Below are 19,013 nucleotides of genomic sequence, written 5' to 3'. Positions count from 1 at the left end.
ATATATATAAATACAAAAACTACTTAAGCGGATGTATTATTCACTAAAGTAGTTTTTTATTATACATTTTCTACTAAGATATAGCCATGCTAATCTTTTTGAGCTTCCACTGTCCATTTTCAAAAGTGGCTTCATACTTTGGGAAAACAGCCCCTAGATTGCCAAACCATGAAACTCCAGTAATTATAGCTTTATTTTCATTATACTCTTCTACTTCTACCCACAATAATGTTCCATTTAGAGACTGTACCAATCTTCCCTTATCATCAAGTTTAAACTTTGAACTATCATTTTTTATTTCCTCAAAGTTATATACGTTAGTTGATAGGTTAGTAAGCTTCTTCATTAATTCCTCTTTTGCTTGGTTACTTAAATCTTTCAATGTATCTAGCTTTACTGCAACAAACCTATCCCCGCCATTTTCCTCCTTAAAAGCTGCCTGCATAACTGCAGTATATAATTCGGCTCTTTTCTTTTCTTCAGCAATAGCTTCCTCTGTTTTAGTATCATAATCATTTTTCTTGTCATCTACTTTAGTCTCTTGAGATATTTTTGTACCTAACCCAATCTTCTGCTTGGTTGTGCAACCTATCATGGATAAACCTAATAATAAAACAGAGCATATAATAGATATTAATTTTTTCATACTTATCTCCCTCCTGTTTATTATTACGATTTATATATTCAATAAGTTTTATATAATACAAACTTGTCACTTGCTACATTGATGTCCATTATTCCCATTCTTTTACCAAGTATACAGCAATAACCTTTTGTGTTTTAGAATCATACGGCACATGTAAAACTAATCCTTTATAGTCAAAGTTAATGTATCCCGATTCCTTATCCTCTAATACTGGTTTTCCAAAGATACTTTTAAACTTCTCTACATTTTCTCCAACCCTTGTTCCGTTAAAATCAATATCCTTGCTGTTCATAAAAACTTGATTTACGATTTTTCCATTTTCTCCAAACCAAACTCTGATGCCGGCACTTGGAAATTCCAATCCACCTTCATCAACAAGATTTGGCTTTTCACCTAGTTTTTTAAGAATTTCATCCCTAGTTAAACCAATTAGTTTTGTATACTTGTCAACAGTATTTTTTTCTTCTTTTTCAGTTTCTTTTGTCTTTTGAGATATGTCTGATGTGTCTTTGGATACGCCTGAACTCAATCCAACCTGCTCCTTGGCTGTGCATCCTATCATAGATAAGCTTAATAATAAGGCACTACATATAGCTGTTATTTTTTTCATACCTATCTCCCTCCTGTTTATTATTACGATTATTTATGGAAAAAGTTTTATATTAATTCCATTTATTTTAAAATAAGCAAAAATAAAACCCAACTAAATATTATCTAGTTGGGCTTTATAAAATATATTATTCATTTAAACTTGCCACTTGCCATGTGGGTGGCACTCTAAATTTTTCCTATATCTTTTCTATAATACATTCCTTCAAAATTAACTTTTTTAATTTCATTATAGGTATTGCTTCTAGCTTCTTCTAAGGTATCCCCCAAAGCAGTGACACATAATACCCTGCCCCCAGAAGTTAAAAGAGCACTTTCTTCAAATTTTGCTCCAGCAATAAACACCTTATCTTCTGTATCGTTAACTCCATTTATTTCAAGACCTGTTTCATATTTACCTGGATATCCTCCTGAAGCTGCAACTACACAACACGAATGCTTATCTTTCCATGTTATTTTATAATTGTTAAGGCTTTTATTTAAAGCACACATAATCAATTCCATAAAATCACTTTCCATTAGTGGAAGTACAGCTTCTGTTTCTGGATCTCCCATTCTCACATTGTATTCTAGAAGATATACCCCTTTTTTAGTTATCATAATACCAAAGAATACAATTCCAACGTAATCCATATTTTCCTCTGAAAATCCTTTTAAAGTTGGATTCATTATATTCTCTATAAAGCTTTCTAAAACTTCATTTGTACAATAAGGATTAGGACTGATTACCCCCATACCACCTGTATTAGGACCTTTGTTATCTTCATAAATAGTCTTATGATCCTTTGCTGATAAAAACGGAATCATGGTTTCTCCATCTGTTATTGCAAGTATGGAAGCCTCTACGCCTTCTAAGAACTCTTCTATAACAACTTTGCTTCCCGCTCCATTAAATACGTCATCAATCATAAAGCTTTCAATACATCCATTTGCTTCCTGAAAGTTTTGACAAATAGCAACGCCTTTTCCTGCTGCTAAGCCATCAGCCTTTATAACTATTGGGTATGAACAGCTTTCTAAATACTTTATAGAGTCTGAAGCATTTTCAAAAACCTCATATGCTGCGGTTTTAATGTTATATTTTTTCATGAAATTCTTTGCAAAGGCTTTACTTCCCTCAAGAGCTGCAGCATGTTTTGAAGGGCCAAAAATTTTAAGTGATGCTTCTTTAAACATATCTACTATTCCATCAACTAGCGGTGCTTCTGGTCCTACTATAGTAATATTAACATCATTTTCTTTAGAAAACTTTAAAAGTTCTTCATTTTTAGTTATATTTATATTTTCACATTTATTTTCTAACGCAGTTCCTCCATTGCCTGGAGCACAGTATATCTTATGTACCAAAGGGCTTTGCGCAAGCTTCCAAGCTATGGCATGCTCCCTGCCCCCAGAACCTATTAGTAAAACCTTCATATCACTTAACCTCCAACCCTTTTTTAGTGTTTAAAGTGTCTAATTCCTGTAAACACCATTGAAATTCCATATTTATTACACGCTTCCACAGATTCATTGTCTCTTATTGAGCCACCTGGCTGAATTATTGCTTTTATATTGTATTTTGCCGCTTCTTCTACTACATCTCCAAATGGGAAGAATGCATCTGAAGCCATTACTACTCCATCACCAGCTCTATCTAATGCTTGTGCTGCTGCCCATATTCTATTAGTTTGACCTCCAGCAATTCCCTTTGCCATTCCATCTTTAACTACTACAATAGCATTGGATTTTACATATTTACAAACCTTCATTCCAAAGATTAAATCTGTCATTTGATCTGTACTTGGTTTACTTTCTGTTACATATTGTATATCTTCTATAAGGTCATTATCTCTCTCCTGTACAAGTATTCCTCCATCTACAGATACAAATTCAAACTTATTTTCAGATTTAACTTCTCCCTTTATAACTCTTAAGTTCTTCTTTTTAGTAAGAACCTCTAAAGCTTCTTCATCAAAATCTGGAGCTATAACTATTTCTAAGAATATCTTTTCAAGCTCCTCTGCAGTTTCTTTATCTACTTTTTTATTGAAGGCAACTATTCCCCCAAATATGGACACATCGTCACATTCATAGGCCTTTAAGTAGGCTTCTTTAACAGTGTTTCCTAGTGCTACGCCGCATGGAGTATTATGTTTTAATGCACAGCATACAGTTTCATCAAATTCACAAGCAACTTTCCAAGCAACATCCATATCCTTTAGGTTATTGTAGGAAAGCTCCTTTCCATTTAACTGCACAAAATTTTTCATAGCACCCTTGCCTGTAGTTTGAGTATAATAGGATGCGCTTTGATGAGGGTTTTCTCCATATCTTAAATCTATTTCTTTTTTATAAGAAACAGTTAAATATTCTGGATACCTTTCTTCTTCTAATAAGAAATTACTAATAGCTGCATCATAAGCTGACATAAGATTAAATACTTTTCCAGCTAATTTCTTTCTAGTTTCAAATTTTACTTCATTATTTTCTTCAAGTTCATCCATAACTACCTGATAATCTGTTGTATTTGTAAGCACAATAACATCTTTAAAATTTTTAGCTGCTGCTCTTATCATTGTAGGGCCGCCAATATCTATAAATTCAACCTTTTCATCAAAGGATATATTCTCATCTACTTTATTAAAGAAGGGATAAAGATTAACCACCACCATGTCAATAGGAGTTATTTCCTTCTTTTTTATAATTTCCATATGTTCATTATTATCTCTTATAGCAAGTATTCCAGCATGTATTATTGGGTGAAGAGTCTTAACTCTTCCATCTAGAATTTCTTCAAAACCTGTTACATCAGAGACTTCTGTAACAGCTATTCCATTTTCCTTTAAAAACTTATAGGTTCCTCCTGTAGATAATATTTCTACATCTTTATTTATTAAAAACTCTGCTAGTGGTAGTAAATTGGTTTTATCATAAACGCTTATTAATGCTCTTTTTAACATAAATTTAGCCCCCCTAAAATTTAAATTATGGTTACCTTCCTGCCTTCCACCTTAACTCTTCCTTCACTTATAAGCCTAATAACCTCCGGAAGGGCTTTATGTTCTTCTACTAAAATTCTTTTTTGAAGTGTCTCTGCAGTATCTTCTGAATAAACAGGTACTACACTCTGATGGATTATAGCTCCTGTATCTGTACCTTCATCTACAAAGTGCACTGTACATCCTGAAAATTTCACTCCGTATTCTACTGCCCTTTCATGAACCTTAATTCCATACATCCTTGGTCCGCAGAAAGATGGTATTAGAGAAGGATGAATATTTATAATTTTATTTTTGAAAGTAGATATTAATTCACTATCTAAAATTGATAAAAATCCTGCTAAAACAATTAAATCTACTTTATTTTTAGTTAAGCTAAGAATCTCTTTTGAAATTTCTTTTCCATATATCTTTTTATCCAGTACACAAGTTTGTATACCGTTTTGTTTTGCTCTTTCAATTCCAAAAATTCCTTCTCTATCACTTATAACCATTTCTATGGTACATTTTAATACTTCAGCTTCAATGCTATCAATTATGGATTGAAGATTGCTTCCGCTTCCTGATACTAGTACTGCTATTTTAAGCAAACTCCTGCACCTCCAGCCTCCACATTACCAATGTGATATGCCCTTTCGCCTAGTTCTTCTAACGCCTTTAATATGTTATCCTTATCTTCTTCCTTAATACAAAGAATAAAACCAAGCCCCATATTAAATGTATTAAACATATGCTCTTCTTTAACACCTAATGACATTAAATGTTTGAATATATCTGGAACTTCAAAGCTATTTTTATCAATTACTGCAGTTAAATCTTCCTTAAACATTCTAGGAATATTTTCAAAAAATCCTCCCCCAGTAATATGAGCCATGCCTTTTATTTCAAAGCTTTCTAAAAGTTTTAAAATTGGCTTTACATATATTTTTGTTGGAGTTAAAAGTACTTCTCCCATACTCTTTCCATTAAAGTCCTCATTTAAATCTGTTATTAGTTTTCTAACTAAAGAATAACCATTACTGTGTATTCCTGAGGATGCTATACCTATAAGAGTATCTCCTGGTTTAATATTACTTCCATCAACAATTTTATCTTTATCAACTATTCCTACTCCAAAGCCTGCAATATCATATTCTCCATCTCTATAAAAGCCAGGCATTTCTGCTGTTTCTCCGCCAATTAGTGCACATCCTGCTTCCATACATCCCTCTGAAACACCTTTAACAAACTGCTCAGCAACTTCTGCTTCAAGCTTTCCACAAGCTAAATAATCTAAAAAGAAAAGAGGTTTTGCTCCATGACATAAAATATCATTAACAGACATGGCAACACAATCTATACCTACAGTATCATATTTTTTTGTCTTAAAGGCTATCTCAAGCTTTGTGCCAACTCCATCTGTTCCTGAAACAAGCACAGGATTTTTGTATCCACTTCCTATCTCAAACATTCCTGCAAAGCTTCCTATATTGTTTATAACCCCTGGAATAAAGGTTTTTTTAGCATGTTCCTTTATAAGACTTACTGACTTGTAACCTTCTTCAATATTTACTCCTGAATCCTTGTAAGTTATCATTTACTATCCTCCAAGACTATTTATTTTTCCAAACGATCTTTTGCTGATTCCATTGGAGCTGCAACTGGATAAACTCCATTAAAGCATCCTAAACAGAACTTATTTTTTCCTCCCAATGCTTTAAGCAATCCTTCTATACTTAAATATCCTAAGCTATCTGCACCAATTTCTTCCCTTATACTATCAATTTCTTTACAAGCACCAATTAATCCATTTCTATAAGGTGTATCTATTCCAAAATAGCAAGGATACTTTACTACAGGTGAAGCAGCTATAAAATGAACCTCTGTGGCCCCTGCCTTTTTCAAGGAATCTACAAGTTTTCTACTAGTAGTTCCTCTAACTATAGAATCATCAATAAGTACTACTCTCTTTCCTGCCACATTAACCTTTAAAGGATTTAACTTTACAGCAACAGCTCTTTCCCTAAGTTCTTGGGAAGGAGAAATAAAAGTTCTTCCTACATACTTATTCTTTATAAATCCTGTATCATAAGGTATTCCTGATGCTTTAGCATAACCTATAGCAGCTTGTAATCCTGAGTCAGGAACTCCTATAACTATATCTGCTTCCACAGGATGCTCTTTAAAAAGCTGCTTTCCTGCTTCTATTCTCGAAGTATACACATTTATTCCATCTATAACACTGTCAGGTCTTGCAAAATATATATACTCAAAAGCACAGGTTTCTGGCTTTATTCTTTCTCCAAAACTTATGGATTTTAAACCTTCTTTATCAATGATGACTATTTCGCCAGGGGCTACATCTCTAACAAATTCTGCTCCAACTGCATCTAATGCACAGCTTTCAGAACAAAGTATATAATTTTCATTTATCTTTCCTATACAAAGAGGTCTTATACCAGCTGGATCTCTTACACCAATTAGCTTATCTTCTGTTAAAAGAACTATAGCATAAGAGCCCTTAACTGCTTGGATTGCATCCACTACAGCTCTTTCTATTCCTCTTTTTGCACCCCTTGCTATAAGACTTAAAATAACTTCAGAATCTATAGATGTCTGGAATATACATCCTCCATCTTCCAATAGCTCTCTTATAACATCAGCATTAACTAGATTTCCATTATGAGCTATAGCAATTGTTCCAAGCTTGTATTTACTTACTATAGGTTGAGCATTATTTACATTACTTGAACCTGTAGTTGAATATCTAACATGACCTATTGCAATAGATCCCTTCATATTTCTTAAATCCTCTTGATTAAATACATCTGCTACAAGTCCCATGTCCTTGTAGCAGTGTATTTGATTTCCATTTGAAACAGCTATCCCTGCACTTTCTTGCCCCCTATGTTGGAGAGCATACAGTCCATAGTAAGTTATAGAGGATACATCAAGGTCTTCATTTGCAAAAATTCCAAATACTCCACATTCTTCTTTGAACTTATCCTCATCTTCAAATATCATCATATCCCTACTCTCCACATATTCTTTTTAACATTTCAGTATATGCTTCTTTTACATTTCCTAAATCTCTTCTAAATCTATCCTTATCAAGCTTTTCATTTGTTTCTGCATCCCAGAATCTACAAGTATCTGGAGAGATTTCATCTGCAAGAACTATTTCTCCATCCTTAGTCTTTCCGAATTCAAGCTTAAAGTCTATAAGCTTAACGTTTTGTTTTATAAAGAAATCTTTTAATATGTTATTAATGTTTGAAGTCATTACATATATAGCTTGAAGTTCTTCAAATGTTGTAGCTCCAATTGCTACTGCATGATAATCGTTTATTAATGGATCACCTAATTCATCATTTTTATAGCTAAGCTCGAAAACTGTAGTATTTAACTTAAGACCTTCTTCAAGTCCTAGTCTTTTTGCCATACTTCCTGCTGCTACATTTCTAACTATAACTTCAAGAGGTATTATCTGTACCTTTTTGCAAAGCTGTTCTCTATCGCTTAATTTTTTTATAAAGTGAGTCTTAACTCCCTTACTTTCAAGAAGACTAAAAATTGTAGAAGTTATTGTATTGTTAAATACGCCCTTATCTTCGATTTGTCCTTTTTTCTCTCCATTAAAAGCTGTTGCGTCATCTTTATAATATATAACAACCTTGTCATTTTCTTCTGTGCTGTATACCTTTTTTGCTTTTCCTTCATAAATCATTTCTAATTTTTCCATTATAATTCCACTCCTTCATTATTTTCATTTATAAATTTTTCTTTCATTGTTTTTCTATACTCTATTAAAGTTTCTTTTAAATCTGGATACTTAAGAGATAACATCTGTACCGCAAGCATTCCAGCATTATAACTATTATTTATTCCAACGGTAGCTACTGGTATGGATTTTGGCATCTGAACTATGGATAAAAGGGAGTCTAATCCATTAATAGCAGCATTAATTGGTACTCCTATGACTGGTAATGTTGTATGAGAAGCTATTACTCCAGGCAAATGAGCAGCAAGTCCTGCTCCTGCTATAATACACTCGCAGCCATCTTTTTCAGCCTTTTCTAAAACCTCTAAAAGTTTTTCTGGTACTCTATGAGCAGAAAGCACAAATGCTTTATAATCAATATTAAATTCCTTTAATGCTGTTGCTGCTCCCTTCATAACATCCGTATCTGATTTACTTCCAAATATAATTGCAACTTTCATTACAAGTCCTCCTTAATTCTTACTTAAAATAGTCCACTCCTGCTTTAAATAACTTCTGATCTTTATCTCCTGGTATATTTTTGTATAACCATTCCCCAACTCTTTCGCTGTGAGCCATTTTACCAAATACTCTTCCATCTGGACTTGTTATACCTTCTACACTATGGAAAGAACCATTTGGATTATCTCCTACATATTGAGTAGCTATTTGTCCATTTTCAATTAATGTCTTTATTTCCTCTTCACTGCACACAAATCTTCCTTCTCCATGAGATATTGGTATAGTGTGGATGTCACCAAGTTCTACATTGCTTAGCCATGGTGAAAGCTTTGACACTACCTTTGTGCTTACCATAGAAGATATATGTCTCCCTATGCTATTGTAAGTAAGTGTTGGACTGGTTTCATCTAAATCTCTTATTTCTCCATAAGGTGCTAGTCCAAGTTTGATAAGTGCCTGGAAGCCGTTACATATACCAAGCATTAATCCATCTCTGTTATTTAAAAGTTCCATAACTGCATTCTTTATTCTTTCATTTCTAAATACAGTAGCTATGAACTTTCCTGAACCATCTGGTTCATCTCCTGCACTAAATCCACCTGGAAGCATAATAATTTGTGAATTATTTATTTTCTTAACCATTTCATCTATAGATTCTTCAATGGCTTTAGATGATAAATTCCTAAATATAAAGCTATCTACTGCTCCCCCTGCTCTCTCAAATGCTCTTTGAGAGTCATACTCACAGTTTGTACCTGGAAATGCTGGGATAAATATTCTCGGCTTAGCTGTATGGATTACAGGTGTCTTTATATTTTTCTTATCAAAGCTTATATTTTCTACTACTTGACTATGATCTTTAGCTTTTGTAGGAAACACTGCTTCTAGTGGCTTTTCATATGTCTTATAAGCTTCTTCCAAGTTAATTTTTTCACCGCAAACTTCAATTACATCCTTATCATTTGTGCATCCTAATAATTTATATTGAACTTCACCAAAAGTTTCTTTTAAATCATCTACTTCATTTAATTCTAGAATAATTGAGCCGTAATCTGGACTAAATAATTCTTTTCTTTCTATATCTTTATCAAAAGTCATTCCTATTTTGTTCCCAAAACACATTTTGCTAATAGCTTCTGCTACTCCGCCGCCCCTTACTGAGAAGGCTGATAAAACTCTGTTAGCATTTATAAGTTCTGTTATTTTATTAAAGTTTTTCTTTAAAACTTCAAAGTCAGGAATTTCTTCATTATCTCTTACAGCAGATACTAGAACTACCTTGCTGTTTGCTCTTTTAAATTCAGAAGATACAATATTCTCTGCCTTATTTGTTGCAACTGCAAACGCTACTACTGTTGGAGGTACACTTAAATCCTTAAATGTTCCAGACATACTGTCTTTACCTCCAATTGCAGGTATTGCAAATTCTCTTTGTGCATGCAATGCACCTAAAAGTGCTGCTAAAGGTTTCCCCCATTTTTCTGATTCCTTACCAAGCTTTTCAAAATATTCTTGAAGGGATAATCTTATCTTTGAGTAATCTCCACCCATAGATACCATTTTAGTTACAGCTTCAACAATCGAGTATATAGCTCCATGATATGGGCTCCATTTTCCTATTTCAGGATTATATCCATAGGTCATCATTGAAACTGTACTTGTTTCTCCATGTAGCACTGGTATTTTTGCTACCATACCTTCTGCAGGTGTTGCCTGATATCTTCCACCAAAAGGCATAACAACTGTGCCTGTTCCTATAGTGCTGTCAAATCTTCCGGCCATTCCCTTTTGAGAACATACATTAAGCTTCTGCAAATTAGAAAGCCAAGCTTGCTTAATACTTAATTCTTTTACAGTTTCTTCTGCCTTCTCAAAATAATTTCCATCTAAGGAAGGAGCTTTTATAACTGCCTTTATAACTTGCTTAACTCCATTGGTATTTAAGAAGTCTCTGCTTATATTTACAATGTCTTTTCCTCTCCATGTCATTTTAAGTCTTCTGCTATCTGTTACTTCAGCAACAACTGTAGCTTCAACATTTTCATCTAGGGCTAAATTTATAAGCTTTTCTACATTTTCTTTAGCTACAACCACAGCCATACGTTCCTGTGATTCTGATATAGCAAGCTCTGTTCCATCTAGTCCCTCATACTTTTTAGGAACTAAATCTAAATTTATATCAAGTCCGTCTGTAAGCTCTCCTATAGCTACTGAAACTCCCCCAGCTCCAAAGTCATTACATCTTTTAATCATCTTACTTACTTCAGGATTTCTAAATAATCTTTGTATTTTTCTCTCAGTTACTGCATTTCCCTTTTGTACCTCAGCACCGCAATTCAAAATTGATTCTTCATCATGCTCCTTTGAAGAACCTGTCGCACCACCTAAGCCATCTCTTCCTGTTCTTCCACCAATTAAAACTACTATGTCCCCGCGCTTAGGTTCTTCTCTTACTACATTTTCCTTTGGTGCAGCAGCTATTACTGCCCCTACTTCCATTCTTTTAGCTATAAAGCCTTCATCGTATAATTCAGAAACTTGTCCCGTAGCAAGTCCAATTTGATTTCCATAAGAGCTGTAACCTTGAGCTGCACCTATTGTTATCTTTCTTTGAGGAATTTTTCCTGAAAGAGTGTCAGAAACCTTCGTTCTAGGATCCCCACTTCCTGTGACTCTCATAGCTTGATAAACATATGCTCTTCCAGATAGTGGATCTCTTATAGCTCCTCCAAGACAAGTAGCTGCTCCACCAAAAGGTTCTATTTCAGTAGGGTGATTGTGTGTCTCATTTTTAAACATCAACAACCACTTTTCATCATTACCATTCACATCCACATCAATTTCTATGCTGCAAGCATTGATTTCATCTGATACATCTAAATCCTCTAAAAGGCCTTTTTTTCTAAGCTCTTTCATAGCTATAACAGCTATATCCATAAGACACACATCTCTCTTATTATCTTCATAAACATATTCTCTAGCTTTTAAGTAGTCCTGATAAGATTTTAGAATAGGTTCATTAAAGATTCCCTTTTCTATCTGTATATCTTCTATAGATGTCATAAAAGTTGTATGTCTGCAGTGATCTGACCAATAAGTATCAATAACTTTAAGTTCAGTTAATGTTGGATTTCTTTTTTCAGTTTCTTTAAAGTAATCCCTACAAAAACATAAATCTTCAAAGCTCATAGCTAAATTTAACTTATTTAAAAATGCAGTTAATTGTTCTTCGTCATAATCTATAAAACCTTCTAAAATTATTACATCCTCTGGATTTTTAGTTTCATTGTAGATCTCCTTTGGTTTTTCAAGGGAGGATTCTCTAGAATCTACAGGGTTTATACAATAGCTTTTTATCTTAATAAAGTCTTCTTCACTTATTTCTCCATCTAATACTATGACTTTTGCTGAAGCTACTTCTGCTACTTCCCCCTCCGTTAAGATTTGTATACATTGACAAGCTGAATCTGATCTTTGATCATATTGCCCAGGCAAATATTCCATTGCAAAAATCTTATTGCTTTCTTTAACTGGTAATTCTTCCTCATAAATTTTATCAACAGTTTTCTCTGAGAATATTAAATCCTTTGCTTTTTCATACGTACTTTTTAAAATACCATCTATATCATATCTATTTACAAGTCTTAATTCTCTAACTCCAGTGATTCCGAGATTATCTCTTAAATCACTTAACAAATGTTTTGCCTCAACATCAAAACCAGGCTTTTTCTCTACATAAAGTCTTATAACATTATTTTTCATATTTGACTTCTCCTTATTTTTATTTAAAAAAATAATCCACCCCAAGCCTTTAGGTAAGCCCAAGATAGATTTTTAAAGATGCCAAATACACTACATAAAATGCAGTTAAAAATCTGGACTTACCCATAGCCTGAAAATTTACGGTCTTCTAGTAGAAACTCTCGAACCTTATTATCGAGATTATATGGGTAATAAATATTTAATTATCTTGTATTTATAGTAACACTTAATAAACTTTTTTTCAATACATTTTATTATTTTTTTACACAATCATTCGTATTATTCTAGATATTTTATTTATTTTATATTTTATTGTTCGTGATACAGTGGTGAATTAACCAAAAATATTAAGGTCATACATCTAATTAAAAATGTAAGACCTTAAATCATAAACTTTTTATTCTATTATTAACCTATTATTTCCTTTACTTCTATACATCCGAAGCCTTGTGAATTTTTCAATCCTAATCCTGTGTCGTAAGCAATTTGTAAGAGTTCTTGAGAACCTTCTAATAAAAATTCTCCATTCCATCCCTTTATTATGTGACCTTGATAATTAATAGAACTAGACTTAGGTTTTTTAGTATCTAATACATTTATTTTAAAATCATTACGCTCAGGCTTACATCCATAAATTGCTTTATATTTATTCACCAGATTTTCTTTTAATATTTCTTGAAATTCATCTTCAAATGGACTATAGTATAAAGTTTTCCTTCTTTTGTCATTCTCTAATGTTTTATATGCAACTATAGGTGATTTTGTATATATCACTTCAGAACTTCCAAGCTGAGCATGAGAGTTTTCTATTTTCTTTATTTTTATATCATTCCATCCTATTTTAAAATTTGGATTTTTTAAAACTCTATTTATAAGATAGTTTAAAAATGTATAATCTGGACTAGATACCGTAAAATTTGCTCTATCAAAATATGTTATAGTGCTATTTTCTTTGTCCATCTCAAACTTTCCAAAAAGCTTTGAAAAGGTAAAAAGCTTATAACTCCTATTTTTATACTCATACCTCTTATCATGAATTAAAGTTTCATATCCCTCTTTACCCATACAATTTAATATCATTTCGTGCAAAATATAGTTGTAATCAATTGGTACTGTTAGTTCGTTGTTAAAACTCATCTCAATATTTGCTCTCATTCTCCATATCCCCTTTGTGCCATAAATTTTCTTGCGTCCTTTTCCATATAATGTATTCGACGCATGTAAAATTTTTCCTCCTTATAATATAATATTTTTTGATTTTATTAAAAAACAACTAAAAAAACAGGTAGTTTTTTTCCACCTGTTTAATTGTATTCACTAACTTTAAAAATGTGCATAAAATTTAAAAAAATATTAACTTTCATTAGAAATATATTTAGAAACGCTTATAAGTATATAAACCAAAATATATACTACAAAGTTTAATGTACCAAAAATCATTGCAAATTTTAAGGATTTAGTATTTATGTGATGAATAAACATGTTTATTATATTTATAGGATTTAATATTAAATCCCAACTATTCCATCTTAAGAATCTTCCTAAATATATGGCATATCCGCTTGTAAAACTTATAGCTATAACGGTTATCCAGGAAAATACTTTGTTATATTTTTTCTCAATAAGATTTTGAATTATATAAAGAGATAATACACCGAGGCTTAGTCCTATAAAAACTCCTAATGATATAGATAAAAAATCATACCATATTGTTATATTATCACTAAAAAAGTACATGCTTTCATTGGCTGTTGTATAGGGCTTATAGTTAGGATTTATAACCATATAGGAATTCCCACTTATATGAATAAAGTCTGTAATTATATAAAAGCAATTAGGCAAAAATAATACCCAAAGTACTGCACACGAAATCAGTAAAAACTTAGATGACCCTTTTTTCCTTGAGTTATTCCTAAGAAAAAATAAAGATAATTCAAAGGGTATCCAGCAAAGTATTATATTCCATATCATATAAAACTCTTTAAATCTCCCTTTTCCTATAAGCCACATAAAATACATAAGATTTATTATCATGAATCCATTTCTTAATTTTCCCCAGGTGTCCTTTGCTTTTTTTACTTTCTTCATTTAAAGTAACTCCCCAAATTTAATATTTTTATGAAAATAATTTATATTAGTTATAAAATAAATTTTTTCTATAATCTTCAATATTAAACACCTATCTTTTAAAACCCTCCAGCTCCTCCACCTCCTGAAGCACCGCCTCCTCCTGATGAAAATCCTCCTCCTGCTCCAGTTGATGGTACTGTGCTTTGAAGTGCTGAGTTTAAAGAGCTGTTAAAGCTATTTCCTGAGGTGCTGTTAGCTAAATAATACCATGCAAAAAATCCTGTATTATATGAAGTTCCTCCAGTTCTAATTTTGAAGTTTTCCACATGTTTATGATTTAAACCCATTACTATGAAATAAGGTAAATAGTTTTCAAACAAATATATATCTCCTGCTTCATCCCTTTTCTTAACTCTTTTAAACAATCGCTGCCATTTAGTATATTCTTCGTATCCGATGTCACTTTTGCGATAAAATAAGGTTATCCCCGTTATTAAACTAATAATTGAAATTATCATTAAAAGCACTCCAATCATAGATTCATTTACTAATGCAGCTATGCTTACTCCTAAGAATATAAATGAAGTAATCATTAATGGCATTCCATATTTTTTCCCTCTTTTATCTATATAGTTATTTTCATCAAATTCACCCTTTACTATATTTTCCCATTTTTCCAATCGTTCTGCAAACTCTTTTTTATGTTCCTCTGCATATTCTTTTAACTTTTTTGTGGTTATGCAGTTATTATCTGATACTTCCCCAAATATCCAATTCATAAAAAAAGTTTCATGTTCTTCTAATTCCTCAGTATTTTCTTTTATTCTTTGCATTAAATAATCCTTTGTCTCTTCATCTACTGTCTCTTTATCTACTTCTCCTATTTCATTAACTTCTATATACCCCTTTTTATTTAAATCTAAGAGAGTTGCAAGTATGCTTTTAAAGTCTAAAGTGTTATAGTAAAATATACTAAGCATGCCTGGAGTAGAAATTTTAGGACGAATATTATATTCATCTGATAGATTTACTTTATTTCTCTTTAATTTGTTAAATATATAGGCTAAAACAGCTAATATAGATATTGAAAGTATTATTGATATATTATTAAAGGTATTTTTAAAAGTACTTTTTCTTTCTAGTTTCTTTTTTATATTTTCTGCAGACTTTAATTCTTCTTGTAAAATTTTCTTGAAGCTATCTTCACTTTTAGCCTTAGGATATAAATTCTTATCTAAAAACTCTTTTGGAAATAAAATCCTTCCACTTACCAAGGTTTTTTTAGGCACATCTTTAACATTTAAATTTACTGTATTGTTATTTATAAACTTTACAGTCCCGTTTAAAGGGCCATGTGCAAATATCTTAACCTTATCCTTATCAAAATTATATAAAAATCCTATGTTAACATTAAAGTTTTCTATAGAAGTCTCATTTTCTTTGCCCAAAAAACTATAATAAAGTTCTGCTGTGTCATTATATCTAGTAGAAGCCTTTGACATCATATAAACTAAATTAAAAGTTTTTTGTTCCTTAGACTTCGAAGGAGAAAATATCTTTATTTCAGCTGTATCTTTCTTAATGTCAACAGTATATACACCCTTATCTCCTTTAGATGCCTTATCAACTTTTTTATACTCTATATCCTTATAAGGAGTTTTTTCATATATTTTCAAGTTACTTATTCCTTCTGTTCCTGTAAGTACTATACTTCTATATACGCCATTAAATTTATCATTAAACTTAAATGTAATATATTCATTCATGTTTAGGGAACCATCTTCCATCACATTAGAATTTACATTCCAATTAGAAATGACTATTTTTTCCTCTGCCAGTACAGTACTTTTCCCAAAGATTAAAGCAATTAATATTATAAACAAACAAAAACTTAGTTGATATTTTTTAAAATCTCTCATAATTTACCTCCTTTTACTAATAACTTTATTTTATATCAGTTGAGTTATGAAATCTATATAAGCTTAACTTATTTTATTATAATTAAAAAAACTTAACTTATTTAATAAATTTTATTTAGTACAAAGACTTGTGTTTTACCAATGTATATAATATAATTTTAAAAATATACTTTCATTTGAATTTATTGATTATTTATTTAATATTATATAAGAAGAGGGGGCAATTTAAATGAACGACATTAAAAAGATACTAGTTGTAGATAATATTGATCCAATGGGGCTTGAGCTTTTAAAGAAAGAGAAAGATTTTCAATTAGATATAAAGATCGGCATTGAAAGAGAGGATCTTTTAAATATAATTGGAAATTATCATGCTCTTATGATAAGAAGTGATACTAAAGTTGATAGCGAACTTATGGATAAAGCTATTAACCTTAAAATTGTAGGAAGAGCTGGTAATGGAGTTGATAATATAGACATACCAGAAGCTACAAAACGCGGAATAATTGTAGCAAACACTCCAGATAGTAATAGTATCTCAGCTTGTGAACTTGCTATAGCACTTTTACTTGCTCAAAGCAGAAATGTATGCAGTGCTGATAAGTTTTTAAAAGAAGGCAATTGGGACAGAGATAGCTTTATGGGAAATGAGCTATATAGCAAAACTCTTGGTATAATAGGTCTTGGAAGAATTGGAGCTTTAGTTGCTACTCGTATGCATGCATTTGGCATGAATATAGTTGCATATGATCCTTATATTTCTGAGGAAAGATTTAAAAGATATAATGCAACAAGAATGGAAACCTTAGATGAGCTTTTAATGCAATCTGACTATGTAACAATACATACTCCACGTACAGAAGAAACTATTGGTATGATTGGCGAAAGAGAACTAGGAATAATGAAGGATGGAGTTAGACTTGTAAATGCAGCTAGAGGAAAGCTCATGGATGAAAAGGCACTTCTTATGGGACTTGAAAGCGGCAAAATTGCAAGTGTTGGGTTAGATGTACATGACAAAGAACCTAGATACAGTTCTCCTCTTTATCAATTTGATAATGTAGTTGTAACTCCTCATATTGGAGCAACTACTGTAGAAGCACAGCAAAATGTTGGAATGACTATAGCTGAGCAGGTTATCAACGGACTTAAGGGCGGAATTGTTCCTAACGCAGTAAATCTTCCTGTTATACACAGAGATGAGTTAAAGGAAATAACTCCTTATATAGATTTAATGGAAAACCTAGGTAAAATATACTATCAGCTTCATAAAGCTCCTATTGAACTAGTGGAAATAAACTATCGTGGAGAAATAGGAGTTCAAGATACTGAAATTGTAACTATAGCCTTTTTAAAGGGACTTTTAGAGCCTGTTATGAAGGATAAGGTTAACTATATAAATTCAAGAGTAAAAGCTAATGATAGTGGAATTGCAGTTAATGTTAATAATACATCTGAAGCTTATGATGGATATTCAAATTTAATTACTGTAGAAATTAGAAGCAATAGAGGATTCACTTTTACCCTTGCAGGTACAATTTCAACTAAGGGAGAGGGCAAGTTAGTTGAAATTGCTGGTTATGAAGTAGATGTAAAACCTACAGAACATATGTTGTTTATACAAAATAAGGATGTACCAGGAGTAATCGGCCAAGTTGGAACCTTTATTGGAGATCAAGATATAAATGTAGCTACTATGCAGGTAGGAAGAAAGCTTAAAGGCGACAAGGCCCTTATGATACTTACAATAGATGAAAGAATAGCTAAAGATGCCTTAACGGAACTTGAAAACATTCCTGATATAATATGGGCCAAAAACATAAATCTATAATATTAGTTAATAATTTTGTTGGAGTTTTGAATAAACAAAGCTCCTTCATATTTTTTAGAGAGGTGATATAACTTGTTGAACCCTATAGGTTACGCAGCTTGCTTAGGAGAAAAAAGCATATATGATACCATTGATTTTGCAATTTCAAGTGGCTTTAATGCAGTAGAAATAAACATGAATGTTCCAATGTTCTTTCCTGAAAATTATTCTAAAGAGGACAGACTTAACATTAAAAATTATACTTCACACAAAGGTATAGTTTTAACATTACACGCTCCTGAGGATATTTCACTGCTTCAGCTTCAAGAAGATATAACACAGGCAGTAATAAGTCGATTTAAGACCATAATTCAATTTGGAATAGATATTGGAGCAAAGAATTTAACTTTACACGTAGGACCTTCTGTATGCTTTACTCTAATAGATAGAAAAAGTTACATGGAAGAGTCTTATGAAAATGAATATAAAAAGATCTTAAAAAGTAACTTAAAAGAAATTATAGATTTTGCTGAAGACAAAATTAAAATCTGCGTAGAAAACTCTGGTAGATTCCCAAAGAAGGTTGTTCAAGAAACTGTTCAAGAACTTTTAGACAGTGATAACTTATACCTAACTTGGGATATAGGTCATTCCCTTGAAAATAAGTATGAGGAAATTCAATTCTTCATTAAAAATATAGATAAAATCCGTACTTGCCATATTCATGATAATAATGGCAAAAGCGATCATCAAGTTCCAGGTACAGGTCTTATTGATTTTAACTGGCACTTTAACCTTATGAAAGATAAACCTATAGTTTATATAGTTGAAGTAAGGCCAAGAGAGAAGGCCGCTGAAAGCCTTAAAGCTCTCTCCAAGGTATTAGAAAATTAGTCTAAATGTGCTAGGAACATGAGTAACCAGTGTGGCTAGTGACCAGGAGTTATGTGCTGATTTTAAAAAAATCCAAACTTGTAAATACAAGTTTGGATTTTTCAGATTGTTGAAAAACCCC

At 31.9% G+C, this 19,013-nt stretch carries 15 protein-coding genes and 1 riboswitch; of the genes, 2 read left to right on the top strand and 13 right to left on the bottom strand.

Annotation, left to right across the window (positions count from 1 at the left end; translation table 11 throughout):
• Positions 1-73 precede the first annotated feature (73 nt).
• The 13 genes from DP68_RS11885 to DP68_RS11825 form a co-directional block, all read right to left on the bottom strand.
• Positions 74-646 carry a hypothetical protein gene (locus tag DP68_RS11885; protein ID WP_035309778.1) on the bottom strand — a complete coding sequence of 191 codons (573 nt, stop codon included), beginning with the start codon at positions 644-646 and terminating at the stop codon, positions 74-76.
• Between the two features lie 88 nt (positions 647-734).
• Positions 735-1,256: a hypothetical protein gene (locus tag DP68_RS11880; RefSeq protein ID WP_052085774.1), complete on the bottom strand. Its 522-nt coding sequence runs from the start codon at positions 1,254-1,256 to the stop codon at positions 735-737.
• Between the two features lie 167 nt (positions 1,257-1,423).
• Entirely contained in the window at positions 1,424-2,671 is a 1,248-nt protein-coding gene (gene purD, locus DP68_RS11875; RefSeq protein WP_035309776.1) for a phosphoribosylamine--glycine ligase, read from the bottom strand.
• Positions 2,672-2,694: 23 nt separating this feature from the next.
• The gene (gene purH / locus DP68_RS11870) at positions 2,695-4,197 is read right to left on the bottom strand and encodes a bifunctional phosphoribosylaminoimidazolecarboxamide formyltransferase/IMP cyclohydrolase (RefSeq protein ID WP_035309774.1); all 1,503 of its coding nucleotides are present in this window, start codon (positions 4,195-4,197) and stop codon (positions 2,695-2,697) included.
• A gap of 20 nt (positions 4,198-4,217) precedes the next feature.
• Positions 4,218-4,826, bottom strand: a complete 609-nt coding sequence (gene purN, locus DP68_RS11865; protein WP_035309772.1) for a phosphoribosylglycinamide formyltransferase — start codon at positions 4,824-4,826, stop codon at positions 4,218-4,220.
• Positions 4,814-5,812 (bottom strand): phosphoribosylformylglycinamidine cyclo-ligase, encoded by a 999-nt coding sequence (purM, locus tag DP68_RS11860; RefSeq protein WP_035309771.1) that lies wholly within the window; start codon positions 5,810-5,812, stop codon positions 4,814-4,816. The genes purN and purM overlap by 13 nt, the downstream gene beginning before the upstream one ends.
• A 20-nt stretch (positions 5,813-5,832) precedes the next feature.
• Positions 5,833-7,239: an amidophosphoribosyltransferase gene (gene purF / locus DP68_RS11855; RefSeq protein WP_035310006.1), complete on the bottom strand. Its 1,407-nt coding sequence runs from the start codon at positions 7,237-7,239 to the stop codon at positions 5,833-5,835.
• A 7-nt stretch (positions 7,240-7,246) separates the two neighbouring features.
• The gene (gene purC / locus DP68_RS11850; RefSeq protein WP_035309770.1) at positions 7,247-7,957 is read right to left on the bottom strand and encodes a phosphoribosylaminoimidazolesuccinocarboxamide synthase; all 711 of its coding nucleotides are present in this window, start codon (positions 7,955-7,957) and stop codon (positions 7,247-7,249) included.
• Positions 7,957-8,436, bottom strand: a complete 480-nt coding sequence (purE, locus tag DP68_RS11845) for a 5-(carboxyamino)imidazole ribonucleotide mutase (RefSeq protein WP_035309767.1) — start codon at positions 8,434-8,436, stop codon at positions 7,957-7,959. Before purE ends, purC begins: the two co-directional genes overlap by 1 nt.
• 19 nt (positions 8,437-8,455) lie before the next feature.
• Positions 8,456-12,199 carry a phosphoribosylformylglycinamidine synthase gene (locus tag DP68_RS11840; RefSeq protein WP_035309764.1) on the bottom strand — a complete coding sequence of 1,248 codons (3,744 nt, stop codon included), beginning with the start codon at positions 12,197-12,199 and terminating at the stop codon, positions 8,456-8,458.
• Positions 12,200-12,305: 106 nt separating this feature from the next.
• Positions 12,306-12,407, bottom strand: a riboswitch (purine riboswitch).
• Positions 12,408-12,607: 200 nt separating this feature from the next.
• Positions 12,608-13,354, bottom strand: coding sequence for a CRISPR-associated endoribonuclease Cas6 (cas6, locus tag DP68_RS11835; RefSeq protein WP_035309763.1), 747 nt, complete (start codon positions 13,352-13,354; stop codon positions 12,608-12,610).
• Positions 13,355-13,552: 198 nt separating this feature from the next.
• Entirely contained in the window at positions 13,553-14,287 is a 735-nt protein-coding gene (locus DP68_RS11830; protein ID WP_035309762.1) for a DUF1361 domain-containing protein, read from the bottom strand.
• A gap of 98 nt (positions 14,288-14,385) precedes the next feature.
• Complete coding sequence (locus tag DP68_RS11825; protein WP_035309760.1) at positions 14,386-16,188, bottom strand: DUF2207 domain-containing protein; 1,803 nt, start codon at positions 16,186-16,188, stop codon at positions 14,386-14,388.
• A 229-nt stretch (positions 16,189-16,417) separates the two neighbouring features.
• On the opposite strand from DP68_RS11825, the gene serA reads away from it, so the two are divergent.
• Positions 16,418-18,019 carry a phosphoglycerate dehydrogenase gene (gene serA, locus DP68_RS11820; RefSeq protein WP_035309758.1) on the top strand — a complete coding sequence of 534 codons (1,602 nt, stop codon included), beginning with the start codon at positions 16,418-16,420 and terminating at the stop codon, positions 18,017-18,019.
• A gap of 72 nt (positions 18,020-18,091) precedes the next feature.
• Positions 18,092-18,892 carry a sugar phosphate isomerase/epimerase family protein gene (locus tag DP68_RS11815; protein ID WP_291548854.1) on the top strand — a complete coding sequence of 267 codons (801 nt, stop codon included), beginning with the start codon at positions 18,092-18,094 and terminating at the stop codon, positions 18,890-18,892.
• The last annotated feature ends 121 nt before the right edge of the window (positions 18,893-19,013 follow it).

The sequence above is a fragment of the Clostridium sp. HMP27 genome, from assembly GCF_000765165.1.
In the GTDB taxonomy this organism is placed as follows: domain Bacteria; phylum Bacillota; class Clostridia; order Clostridiales; family Clostridiaceae; genus Clostridium_AK.
The sequence above is the reverse complement of the archived record's forward strand: the minus strand, read 5'-3'. Positions and strand labels throughout refer to the sequence as shown.